At 52.1% G+C, this 11,576-nt stretch carries 10 protein-coding genes; 9 read left to right on the forward strand and 1 reads right to left on the reverse strand.

Going from position 1 to position 11,576, the window contains the following annotated elements; all coding sequences use genetic code 11:
* The first annotated feature begins 708 nt into the window (after window positions 1–708).
* From IC235_RS14795 to IC235_RS14825, 7 genes are all read left to right on the forward strand, one after another.
* The gene (locus IC235_RS14795) at window positions 709–1,482 is read left to right on the forward strand and encodes a hypothetical protein (protein WP_191005970.1); all 774 of its coding nucleotides are present in this window, start codon (window positions 709–711) and stop codon (window positions 1,480–1,482) included.
* Between the two features lie 220 nt (window positions 1,483–1,702).
* Window positions 1,703–2,158, forward strand: coding sequence for an SMI1/KNR4 family protein (locus IC235_RS14800; protein ID WP_191005971.1), 456 nt, complete (start codon window positions 1,703–1,705; stop codon window positions 2,156–2,158).
* A complete protein-coding gene (locus tag IC235_RS14805) occupies window positions 2,151–2,519 on the forward strand; it encodes a hypothetical protein (RefSeq protein WP_191005972.1) in 369 nt (122 codons plus the stop codon). The genes IC235_RS14800 and IC235_RS14805 overlap by 8 nt, the downstream gene beginning before the upstream one ends.
* A gap of 48 nt (window positions 2,520–2,567) precedes the next feature.
* The gene (locus IC235_RS14810; RefSeq protein WP_191005973.1) at window positions 2,568–3,029 is read left to right on the forward strand and encodes a type III secretion system chaperone family protein; all 462 of its coding nucleotides are present in this window, start codon (window positions 2,568–2,570) and stop codon (window positions 3,027–3,029) included.
* A 515-nt stretch (window positions 3,030–3,544) separates the two neighbouring features.
* Window positions 3,545–4,219: a hypothetical protein gene (locus tag IC235_RS14815; RefSeq protein WP_191005974.1), complete on the forward strand. Its 675-nt coding sequence runs from the start codon at window positions 3,545–3,547 to the stop codon at window positions 4,217–4,219.
* Window positions 4,220–4,342: 123 nt separating this feature from the next.
* Window positions 4,343–4,837, forward strand: coding sequence for a DUF4385 domain-containing protein (locus IC235_RS14820; RefSeq protein ID WP_191005975.1), 495 nt, complete (start codon window positions 4,343–4,345; stop codon window positions 4,835–4,837).
* A 134-nt stretch (window positions 4,838–4,971) separates the two neighbouring features.
* A complete protein-coding gene (locus IC235_RS14825; protein ID WP_223847325.1) occupies window positions 4,972–5,457 on the forward strand; it encodes a hypothetical protein in 486 nt (161 codons plus the stop codon).
* 185 nt (window positions 5,458–5,642) lie between these two features.
* Here the strand turns inward: IC235_RS14825 and IC235_RS14830 are convergent, their stop codons facing one another.
* Complete coding sequence (locus IC235_RS14830) at window positions 5,643–7,046, reverse strand: inorganic phosphate transporter (RefSeq protein WP_191005976.1); 1,404 nt, start codon at window positions 7,044–7,046, stop codon at window positions 5,643–5,645.
* Between the two features lie 169 nt (window positions 7,047–7,215).
* On the opposite strand from IC235_RS14830, the gene IC235_RS14835 reads away from it, so the two are divergent.
* Both IC235_RS14835 and IC235_RS14840 read left to right on the forward strand, forming a co-directional pair.
* Window positions 7,216–8,787 (forward strand): glycine--tRNA ligase, encoded by a 1,572-nt coding sequence (locus IC235_RS14835; RefSeq protein ID WP_191005977.1) that lies wholly within the window; start codon window positions 7,216–7,218, stop codon window positions 8,785–8,787.
* Between the two features lie 231 nt (window positions 8,788–9,018).
* On the forward strand, window positions 9,019–11,454 hold the full coding sequence (locus tag IC235_RS14840; protein WP_191005978.1) for an efflux RND transporter permease subunit: 2,436 nt from the start codon (window positions 9,019–9,021) through the stop codon (window positions 11,452–11,454).
* The last annotated feature ends 122 nt before the right edge of the window (window positions 11,455–11,576 follow it).

Raw genomic sequence — 11,576 nt, forward strand, 5'->3', positions numbered from 1 at the left:
AAGGGTTTGGGCCCGGTTCAAGGGTTTGGGCCCGGTTCAAGGGTTTGGGCCCGGTTCAAGGGTTTGGGCCCGGTTCAGATATCCATATGCCACGCGGTTTCCGTATGGCACCTAATACCGTTTAATTACGCGCTATATTTCAATATTTTATATTTCAGACGGCTCCCCGAGTTGTATCGCGTAGGCTAAAGCTTCCTGCTAGTACCCCATACAAGGGCCAAATTCGGCCCTTATGGCGCTTCAACGATGCCGAGCGGAACCGAGATCTCTCTCACTTCGGTTGAATCGAAGGTCGGCGGATTCAACGATTAAATTAATTCTGTATGCACGCGAGATGCTTCGGCTTCGCGGATGCTAGATCAGCAGAACGGTCTACGCACCACGCACGCACCAACCTCCACCTTTGCTACTTTCCTGCATTTCAGCCTTATGAGCACTGCCCAACCTTCCAACATCGGGAAAAAGAAATTATCCTGAGTACCGGGCATACGCCCTTTACACTTGGGGGCCACTATGAACGAAGTTCGTACGCTGGTCGGCAAGCTCGAGGAGACTGAAGGGTCGGGCAACGATGATTCTGAGCACCAAGCCTGTAACTACCACGAAGGCGAATTATTCTTACTATAACATGGACGGGGTTCGCGTTTCAGCCATAAAAAAGAAAAAGCTAACCCCAGCAGCGTATCCACCCAAAGTTTTAGCGTAGACATGATACTAACTGATAAAGCTGGAAACGACCTTCGACGCCGTTTGCTCACGGAATGGGGTGGTTTTATCGACACCCTATACGACGCGGAACAGCTTCCGAAGCTCCAGGAGGAAGAGGCAATCCCGTCATCGTGGTTGCGAATAACAGGCTCGTCTTGCACTGCTGTTGTTGCTGAGCTCTGGGGTGAAGCGCGTGAAGCATTGCCTCGCTTTGTCGAGTACCTGAGTCAGTCCACGTTGAATATGATAGTAACTAATGGTCGGTTAGGTCCCATGCTTGTCTACTACATTCAGGATTGGAATAAAGGTGACTTCGACGACTACCCCCCCGACATCGCCCAATACTTCGAAGATGGCTTTATGCTGGCTGGTTTGCCGACGCCGATCGAGCAGATCGAGGCTTTTGAGCAGTCTACCGGAAAGATTCCAGCCAGCCTAAAGCGCTTATGGCAAGTACACGGATTCATGTTGCTCAAGAATGGGGCGTTCCTGTCATCACTGGATCGGACTTTGAAAGAGTTCTGTGACTCCCCCAGAGTCTTAGGCTTAAGAAAAGTTTCTTATGACCCCAAAGAGCAATATGAGTGCCTGGCCATCGCTAATGTATGGAAGGAACTGCCCTTCTGCTTCATCAGGAAGCCGGGCACTTGCTGTTGGGAAGACGTCGTTGTTGAGGCATATCGAGATAGGGACAAGGTAGACCCACCAGGAAATACGCACCTCGATGACCTGCTAACCGATTGGACCTTTAGCGAGTGGAGCCCCCTGAGTTAAATTTAGCCCGACAACCGCTGGGAGAGAACACAATGACTTCAACCAAAATTTGGCAGGTGATAAGTTACATACAACGTTAAAAACATGATTCACGAAACTTAGCCTCAGAATGAGATAATGCGTTTGTCTGTATCTTAGAAGAGGTTTAGTAACTTGAAAATCAATTTAGTGGGAATGGTGAAGAATTAATCATAATCTTTAATGACAAGGAGGATGGGGTATGTACTTAGATAAAAGTATTGAGAAGATTAAGGCCCTTAATACATTTGAAGATTGGGAGTTTAAAGGCTGTTCTGACCAAGAAATCCAAGCAATAGAACAAGAACTTCCTAATGGCTTAAAACTACCTGGTGCGTATGTGGAATTTCTCCGATTTTGCGGACACGGGCTGGCATTTTTCCTCCAAGGAGAGAATTTTTTCTATTCCCATGTTCTGAGAATGCAAAAAAAAAGGGAGTTAGAAAAATTAATGGAAAGTGATGGATATAATGGCAGCTTGAAAGGAGCGTTTGCTGCGGATATGTTTATGATTTATCAGCACCATGGCGGAGAATTCGTTCGTTTCTTAAAACTTACCGATGGGAATGATCCTGCCATATATTATTTTAAGGATGCTATAAATTTCATGGGTTATCATAAGCAGGAGGATTCTTTTTCGGTATATTTTTTTGTTTGAGATAGAAAAATATATACAAATACATACTGCAATAGTTCTAAATAGCCCTCAAGTTTTGCAGGATAAAATAATGAGCTATAAAAATAAATTACACGAATTAGTGACTTTATTTACACCAATTAAGGAAAAGTATGACCGTTACATAAATAACTACCTTCTGAATAGATATACTGACGCATTGGCAGACATTTATACTTTATTTATGACTTGGAAGGAATCATGTAAGTCAGACTTCCTTATTTCTGCGACCCCAAAATTTTTAGAAGCAAATCAAGACATTCCAGAGAAAGAGCTTATTGTCCAGAAAATGGAAGAAGCAAAAGAATTAGTACGGGAAATTTTTTCATTAATTGATAACTAAATATTATAGGCCTATAATAGGCTCATTTTAAGCATAAAAGCACTTAAAATGATAGAAAATAAAGGTAAAATATTTCAGAAAATAGTCAAATTTTTTAAAGAAGATGACTGGGAATTCATTGAGCTTGAAGAAGAACCAATCTTACGAATGGAGTTCCCGGGTCAAAATGGGCAATTGAATTGCTATGCCAAAGCTAGAGAATCACAACAGCAATTTGTTTTCTACTCAATTTGCCCCATCAAAGTACCAGAAAATAAACGATTAGAGATTGCAGAGTTTCTGACAAGAGCTAATTTCGGCATGGTATTCGGCAACTTCGAGCTAGATTTTGCTAATGGGGAAATTCGTTACAAAACCAACGCTGAGGTCGAGAATGACAATTTGAGTTCAGCCCTGATTGGATCCTTAGTTTACGGTAACGTGATGATGATGGACCATTATCTACCGGGAATTATGTCTGTGATCAATGGTAATGTGTTGCCAGTAGATGCAATCGCGCAAATCGAATGATAGGCCACGTTGGTAACAAAATTAGCATAAGTTTAATACTTAATACAGTTAACTGATAACTGGGTGTCGCGTACTTAGAGATAGTTTCAAAATCTCTAGTTTAAATGAAAAGCAATTGAAATGCCTTAATTTTAGCCTTTCGAGAGAATTTATTTATATACAGCAATTTCGCCAAATGCTGACCAATCTTGAAATCAATTAATTGATGTTGCTCTGTGGATTTAATGTTCTGGTAATCCAGAAAGAATTAGATGCAACTTAAAGTAATTTCAACTTCATTTCGGCAATGATTAATTTTCACAGAAATGCAAATGGCTTAAAAATACAACGGGATATACAAGAATAAAAAATGAACGACGATGTAATTACCAATGAGTCGGTTTCTGGTATAAAACGATTATGCTCCAACTGTTTCCAAAATTTAACTTATCAGATTTTTAACGTTTCAAACCACAGAAATAAGTAAAGACAATGCTCTAATTGTCGATAAAACTGCGCGTAAACGAACCTGACGAATGATTTTCAATAGAAAAAAAGGAATTGTAGCAGACTGGTGGTTCGAGGATCGCCGACGCCTGGTCTCTCCAACTAGTCGCACGGAGCTGCACCAACTCCTGGAAATGTGTCAGTCAGCGGCCCTTGTGCTGGAAGTGCACGACCTGTTTCGACCTTCCAGAGTAATCTTCGAAGGCTGGCTGCGCCCCAACCCGGATACCGGTGATACAGTCAGGGTGGAGGAGCCAGATGTTACCGTCGCCATTCCCCAAGAGATTGGTAGTCGAGAGCTGGTAACTTACTGCGAGAAAGCCTTGGATAAACTAGAGCAGCAGCGTTCCTTTCTTTATCCGATTGACTTGTATATGATGGGAGCAGGGGTTGTTTTGGATGCTGATGGGCAGGAACAGGAACAACCTGATGTTACCTGGTTATGGGGGAAAACCCTGGATGCCCATATTGTTAACGTCTGCACGCAGAGCGATGCGTGGCTTCCTTATACCCTTCTAGCCCAGCCACAGCCCGCAGTGTGGAAACTTAACGCACCACGGCTGGAGGCGGCGCTTCAAGAGATTCAGAATCGGCTGGGCATCCTTCCATACATCAATAGTCACAGCGACCATGCGGTTATAGATGGTTTCCGGCTTAGTAACCACACTGATTGTGATGATGAAGTGCTTCCGACCTACTGGTAACTCTAAAGAATGATGGATGGCAACAAAAGAGGATTTTTAGAAAAGGATTATGGTTTGGTCCCGGTTCTGAGGAGTTGCCGGGATCCGACATCCTGATACTACCCGGTTTTCGTATAGCGCCCGATGCCGTTCGATTACACGCTAGATTTCCACACTGTCGATTTTCGCCAGCACCCCGAGTTGTATCGCGTGGGCCGGGGCGAGCAGGGCGTGCTGCTGGTGCAACCCTACAAGGGCGAAATCCTGCCCCACTGGCGCTTCAAAGATGCCGCGGCGGCTACCGAGTCGTCCGAGGCGATTTACGCGTTGTTTGAGGCGTATTTGAAGGCTCATGATTTTGTGGGAGCCGACATGGCTCGGAAGTTTATTCAGATGGGCTTTACCAGAGCCCGCCGCTACGCCAACCACCGCGGCGGCAAGAAATACGCCGGGCCCGTGCCCGCCGACAAGAAGGGGCAGAGCGGGGCCCACGGCCGCCCCGAACTACCCCGCACCAACCACCCAGATGAGGATAAAGTGGCCGCCGCGGCTATTTTTAAGCGCAAGTGGGACCAAGCCAAAACCCATCCCGAGTATCTGCGACAGAAAGAAGCCTTCATCAAGAAATATGGCAAGTGAGTTGGTGCTTGGTGCCTGGTGCCTGGACCCAGAATAGATTCATATCAGAACAGCCAAGCACCAAGCACCAAGCACTAGGCACCAACACCCAAGCACCAACAACTACCTTTGCCCCATCCTTTCATCTCAACTGTATGAGCAAGTCCCAACCCTCCAGCATCGAGGAAAACGAAATTATTCTGGGTACCGGCATGGGCCCTTTGCGCTTTGGAGCCACCATGGACGAAGTTCGTACCCTGGTCGGCGAGCCCGAAGAGATTGAGGAGTCGGATGAAGACGACGATTTCGAGCACCAGGCCTGGAACTACCACGAAGACGACTACCTGCTGTCGCTCTACTTCGATCGCGAAGACGACTTCCGCCTAAGCTGCATCGAAACCGACAACCCCAACATGCGCCTCTTCGGCGAAGCCATTCACGGCCTCAGCCTGGACCAGGTAAAGGCCTTGATGCAGCGCAACAACCAGCCGGAGCCCGAGCTTGAAACCATGGAAGAGGGAGCAGTACGCCTTTCCTACGAGAAGTCGATGATTGACCTGTATTTCGAAGAGGGAGAACTGCAGTTCGTCAATTTCGGCGTTTTCATTAATGACGATATGGAAGTACTGTGGCCCCAGTAAGTTTAAGGTTATCCACATTATCCCGACTTTCAGCTGTGGATAAGTGGATAAGTAGATGAAAGCAGCTAGTTTACCTACTGTTTATGAAGCTTTATCGAACAGGTACTCCTGTTAATTCTTTCTTTAATTAAAAAAGGCTGCTCCAACCGGAGCAGCCTTTTTACATGCTGTGCAGTAGAGTTCAATTATCCAAGAATGGCGCGGAACAGGAGGAAGAGCAAGCCCGATAGCACCATCGTGACGGGTAGGGTAAGTACCCAGGCCAGCGCAATGTTGCGAACCATTTGCGGGTTGATGTTCTTCACGCCGCGGCTGGCCACCATGGAGCCGGCGATAGATGACGTGAGTACGTGGGTGGTGGAGGAAGGTAGTCCGAACTGGGTGCTCACGCCAATCATGGCCGCGGCCACCAGCTCAGACGAAGCCCCTTGGGCGTAGCTCAGGTGTTCCTTGCCGATGCGCTCGCCAATGGTTTTCACGATGCGCTGCCAGCCAATCATGGTGCCGCAGGCCAGCGAGAGGCTAACTACCAGCAGCACCCACCACGGAGCGTAGTCGGTGAAGGTGCGCATGTTGGCAATAGCGGCGTCGTAAATGCCCCGGTCCTGCGTGCTCAGGCTCACGTTGGGAGAGCTGAGGAGCTTTTTGGCGCGGTTGGCCAGCAGCAGTACGTCGCGCCGGATTTCGAAACGGGTGCGCTGGGGTAGCTCCTGAATGGTGGTTTTGCCCGCGAAGATGCGGTTGAGGTCGGTCGTTTGGGCCTGTACTTCGGCCAGGTTTTTCTGATCGTTGGGGCTGAGCTCGTCGCGGTTTACGCGGCTTATTACGTATTCTACTTTGCCCAGGGACTCGCGCAGGTCGAGCGGGTTTTTGGTTTGGTCCAGGGCGAAGTAAGTGGGCACGATACCAATGAGGATCAGCATAATCAGCCCAACGCCCTTCTGGCCATCGTTCGAGCCGTGGAAAAAGCTCACCAGCGTGCAGGTTATAATGAGCAGTAGCCGAATCCAGAGGGGTGGGGGCTTGCGCTTGTGAGGCTCCTTAAAAATGGCCTTGCTGGGCACGAAGCGCTTAAACAGGAACATCATGCCAATGGTGAGCGCGAAGCCCAGCAGCGGGCCCACGAGCAAGGCAATGCCCGTTTCGCCGGCTTTGCCCCAGTTCACGGCCGCACCACGGGAGCCCGGCAGCAGCGAAAAGGCGATGCCGACGCCCAAAATAGAGCCAATGAGGGCGTGGGAGCTCGAAGCCGGAATGCCGTAGTACCAGGTGCCGACATTCCAGATAATGGCCCCCAGGATGAGGGCCCCGACCATGGCGATGCCGTGATACACATTGACGTCGATCAGGCTCTCGACCGGCAGCAGGTACACAATGCCCATGGCTACGGCAATACCCCCGCTGAATACGCCGATGAAGTTCCAGAAGGCCGACCACACCACCGCCACCCAGGGCCGCAGCGTGTTGGTGTAAATAACCGTAGCCACGGCATTGGCGGTATCGTGGAAGCCATTGACGAACTCGAACGCGCAGGCGGCTAACAAACACACCCCGAGAAGCAGCAGCACGTGAGGTTCTAAACCAAACATAAAGAGTGGATTGATGGAAATCTAGATTAAATGATACGTCAAAGGTAGGGAGGCGGTCCGGCCCCGGTATGTTACCGAATTGTTTCCTGACGGCGAGCCGGGGCCGGAGCCCGGCCTTGGGGCCCCGGGGCAGCATCAGCTTGGGCGGTAGCGGCCTACTTTTGTGGGCATGAACTCAGCACTCGAAACTACCCAGCTCAAGGATATCGTGGCCCACGCCAAGGAATACGGCTTTGTATTCCAGTCATCGGAAATCTACGACGGCCTGGCCGCCGTGTACGACTACGGCCCCAACGGCGTGGAATTGAAAAATAACCTGAAGCGCCTGTGGTGGGAGACTATGACCCAGCTGCACCACGACGTCGTGGGCATCGACGCGGCCATTTTTATGGCGCCCCAGACCTGGGAGGCCAGCGGCCACGTCGCAGGCTTCAACGACCCATTGATTGATAACCTCGACAGCAAAAAGCGCTACCGGGCCGACGTGCTTGTTGAGGAGAAAATTGTCGCGCTTCAAAAGGAGATTGAGGGTTTGAAGTTCAAGCAAAGCATACCTAATTCCATTCCTGATGGAACTTGGAATTCGTACGAAGACAGAATTTCTGAGGCAGAAAATATGATTGGTCTTCTGACTACTGCTTTGCAAATAGGAACACCTCACTCTCTCAGTAATGCTATAAAGCAAGCAAATATATCTGAGCCTGGTACAGGCTCTACTAACTGGACTGAAGCTCGTCAATTCAATTTGATGTATTCTACACAGGGTTCAGCGATAGACGCTGACGCGCCGCCGGTGTACCTGCGCCCCGAAACGGCCCAGGGCATCTTCGTGAACTTCCTGAACGTGCAGAAGTCGGCCCGCATGAAGATTCCCTTCGGCATTGCCCAAATCGGTAAGGCTTTCCGCAACGAGATTGTGGCCCGGCAGTTCATCTTCCGCATGCGAGAGTTCGAGCAGATGGAGATGCAGTTCTTCGTGCGCCCCGGCACCGAAGGCGAGTGGTACGACACCTGGAAGGCCGCCCGCCGCCGCTTCCACGAAGCCCTGGGCCTGCCGGCCGACAAGCTGCGCTTCCACGACCACGACAAGCTGGCCCACTACGCCAAAGCGGCCGTCGACATCGAGTACGAGTTCCCCTTCGGCTTCAAGGAAATCGAAGGTATTCACTCCCGCTCCGACTTCGACCTGGCCCAGCACCAGCACCTGAGCCGTAAAAAGCAGCAGTACTTCGACAACGACGTGGACCCGGCCACCGGCAAGCCCTACGGCAACTACGTGCCTTACGTAGTGGAAACCTCCGTCGGCGCCGACCGCCTGTTTCTGGCCACCCTTTGCCAGGCTTTCGCCGAAGAAACCATCACGGAAGGGGAGGGCGAGGCCCAGCAAACCAAGACGCGCACCGTGCTGCGCCTGCACCCGGCCCTGGCTCCGGTGAAAGCCGCCATTTTCCCGCTGGTGCGTAAAGATGGCCTGCCCGAGAAAGCCCAGGCTATTTTCGACGACCTGCGCTTCGACTTCCGCCTGGTGCTGGAGGAGCGCGACGCCATCGGCAAGCGCTACACCCGCCAGGACCTCATCGGTACGCCCTTCTGCATCGCCGTCGACCACCAGACCCTGGAGGACGACACGGTGACAGTGCGGGACCGCGACTCGCGCGAGCAGGTTCGAATGCCCATCGCCGAGCTGCGCCGCTACATCAGCGAGGCCGTAAGCTTCCGCCGGATTTTTGAGAAGCTGTAGTAACGCGGACTCGCAGAGTCCGCGCGTGGTTCGGTCAGTTCGTTCTACGCCTACGGTTGGCAAGCCCCGACTTTTCCGAAAGTTGGGGCTTTTTGCTGTGAATAACACTCCCAAAAAACCATGCTTCAGGGGGGTGGAAGCGACCGATTTATGCCTGGCACCGCTAGACGCCGGCTGATTAGAAAATATAGCCGCCTCCCCCTTGCGTAACTTCGCCTTTTTATATGACTTATGTGGGCTAATCTCGCGCTATTCATTATTCGGTTCCGCCGTTCGCTGGTCGCGGTGCTGGCCCTTATCACTGTGTTCATGGCCTGGAAAGCCAAGGATGTGGAGATGACCTACGACTTTGCCCAGGTGGTGAGCCCGCAAGACCCGGACATGGTCTATTTTCAGCAATTCAAAAAACAGTTTGGCGAAGACGCTAACGTGTTGGTGCTGGGCCTGCAAGACAGTGCCGTGTACCAGTTGGGCAACTTCAACGAACTGCGCAGCCTGACCGATACCCTGGCCAGAATGGAAGGGGTGAACGGCGTACTGAGCGTGACCAAGCTGCTGGCTATTCGCAAAGACACCGCTACCAACCAGTTTCGGGCCACGCCCATTTTCAAGACTTTTCCGCGTACCCAGGCCGAGCTGGACAGCCTGATGCGCGAGGTAAACCGGGTGGAGTTCTACAAAGGGCAGCTCATCAGCCCGACCACCGGGGCCACGCTGCTGGCCCTGACCCTGGACGCCAAGTACCTCAACTCGTCGCGCCGCCAGGCCGTGATGAAGAATATTTTAGGCTTTGCCCGGGTCTTCGAGCAGAAGACCAACATCCGCCTGCACTACGCGGGCCTGCCCTACGTGCGCTACACCATGACCAGCAAGGTGGGCTCGGAGATGACCTTCTTCACCATCCTGGCCCTGGTGGTGACCGGGATTACGCTGCTGGCGTTCTTCCGGACTTGGGCCGCGGTGGTGTTTCCGCTGCTGGTGGTCGGCGTCACGGCGGTGTGGGCCATCGGGTCCATCGTGCTGCTGGGCTACAAGATCAACCTGCTCACCGGGCTGATTCCGAGCTTAATCATCGTTATCGGCATTCCGAACTGCACCTATCTGCTCTCGCGCTACCACTACGACTACCGCAAATCGGGCAACCAGATGCTGGCCATGACCCGGGTGATCCGGAAAATCGGCCTCGTGACGCTGATGAACAACACGACCACGGCGGTGGGCTTTTTCGTGTTTTGTTTCACCGACATTGCCATCCTGTTTCAATTCGGGCTGGTCGCCACCGTCAACATTTTCGTGGCCTTTGTCATCAGCTTCCTGCTGATTCCGGCGGTATTTACCTACCTGCCGCCGCCCACGCCCAAGCAGTTGGAGCACCTCGATGCGACCCCGCTCACCAAGCTGCTGGAGTTCTTCGACCACCTGGTGATGGACCGCCGCCCCACGGTGTACGTGGTGGCGCTGGGGCTGGTGCTGGGGGCGGCCGTGGGCATTCGGCGCATCGAATCGGTGTCGTTCATGGTGGATGACCTACCCAAGAACAGCTCCGTAAACTCCGACCTGACCTTTTTTGAGCGCCACTTCAATGGGGTGATGCCGCTCGAATTCGTGGTCGACACCCACAAGCCGCGCGGCTTGCTCAAGCTCAAAAACCTGGAAAAAATCAACCAGTTCGAGAACTACCTGCGCACGCAGCCCGAGGTCACGTCGCCCATCAGCATCGTTGCTTTTCTGAAGGCCACCACCCAAGCATATTACAACGGCGACCCCCAATTCTACCGCCTGCCCGATAATACCGAGAAGAACTTCATTCTCAGCAGCCTGGCCAATTCCAAAGGCACGGGCGCGGGCATGGACAGCAAGCTGCTCCGCTCCTTCGTCGACAGCACCGGGCAGCGGGCCCGCATCAGCCTGAAGATTGCCGACATCGGCTCGCGCAACCTCGACACGCTGATGAACAACAAAATCCTGCCCGAGATGCACCGCATCTTCAACGGTACGGGCATGGATGTGCGGCCCACCGGTACCACCATCCTGTTCACCAAAGGCAACGAATACATCATCAATACGCTGCGCGACAGCCTGTTTCTGGCCTTCGGCCTGGTGGGCCTGGTGGTTTTGATTCTGTTTCGCTCGGCCCGCACGGTGCTGTTTGCCCTGATTCCCAACGCGGTGACCTTGATTCTTACGGCCGGCATCATGGGGTATTTCAACCTGCCGCTCAAGCCCGGCACGGCCTTGATTTTCGTTATCGCCCTGGGTATTGACGGGGATAATTCCATTCACCTGCTCGCTAAGTTCCGGCAGGAAATGGCCCTGAATGGCCACCGGGTGCGCGAAGCCGTATCGGTAACGCTGAGCGAAGCGGGCACCAGCATGATTTACACCAGCATCGTGCTGTTGGTGGGCTTCAGCATCTTTGCCTTCAGCGAGTTTGGCGGCACCAAAGCGCTGGGCCTGCTGATGTCGGCTTCGCTGCTGATTACGAATTTTTCCAACCTGATTTTGTTGCCCTGCCTGTTGGTCACCTTCGAGCACGGCAAGGGCAACCTGATCCACAACAAAGCACTGGTGCGGCACTACGACGAGTCGTATCACGAGGAAGACGACGATTTGGAGCTAAACCTGGATAAAATGACCGTGAAGACCCGGGGCGGCTTAAGAAGCTAAAGCTGGGTGCGGTTAAAAGAAGAATGTCATGCCGAGCGCAGCACCTGGCCCGCTTTTTTGCAACAGCAGTAATCACTGTTGCTGGCAAGCTGCTTGGCTAGGCCGAGTGTAGGTTCGCTGCC

Source organism: Hymenobacter montanus, assembly GCF_014699115.1.
Lineage (GTDB): Bacteria > Bacteroidota > Bacteroidia > Cytophagales > Hymenobacteraceae > Hymenobacter > Hymenobacter montanus.

Excerpts from the sequence above, each read along its gene's own strand:
- IC235_RS14815 (WP_191005974.1), top strand. The coding sequence starts at position 3,545 with ATGATTTTCAATAGAAAAAAAGGAATTGTAGCAGACTGGTGGTTCGAG.
- IC235_RS14835 (WP_191005977.1), top strand. The coding sequence starts at position 7,216 with ATGAACTCAGCACTCGAAACTACCCAGCTCAAGGATATCGTGGCCCAC.
- IC235_RS14840 (WP_191005978.1), top strand. The coding sequence starts at position 9,019 with ATGTGGGCTAATCTCGCGCTATTCATTATTCGGTTCCGCCGTTCGCTG.
- IC235_RS14820 (WP_191005975.1), top strand. The coding sequence starts at position 4,343 with ATGCCGTTCGATTACACGCTAGATTTCCACACTGTCGATTTTCGCCAG.
- IC235_RS14800 (WP_191005971.1), top strand. The coding sequence starts at position 1,703 with ATGTACTTAGATAAAAGTATTGAGAAGATTAAGGCCCTTAATACATTT.
- IC235_RS14830 (WP_191005976.1), bottom strand. The coding sequence starts at position 7,046 with ATGTTTGGTTTAGAACCTCACGTGCTGCTGCTTCTCGGGGTGTGTTTG.
- IC235_RS14810 (WP_191005973.1), top strand. The coding sequence starts at position 2,568 with ATGATAGAAAATAAAGGTAAAATATTTCAGAAAATAGTCAAATTTTTT.
- IC235_RS14795 (WP_191005970.1), top strand. The coding sequence starts at position 709 with ATGATACTAACTGATAAAGCTGGAAACGACCTTCGACGCCGTTTGCTC.
- IC235_RS14825 (WP_223847325.1), top strand. The coding sequence starts at position 4,972 with ATGAGCAAGTCCCAACCCTCCAGCATCGAGGAAAACGAAATTATTCTG.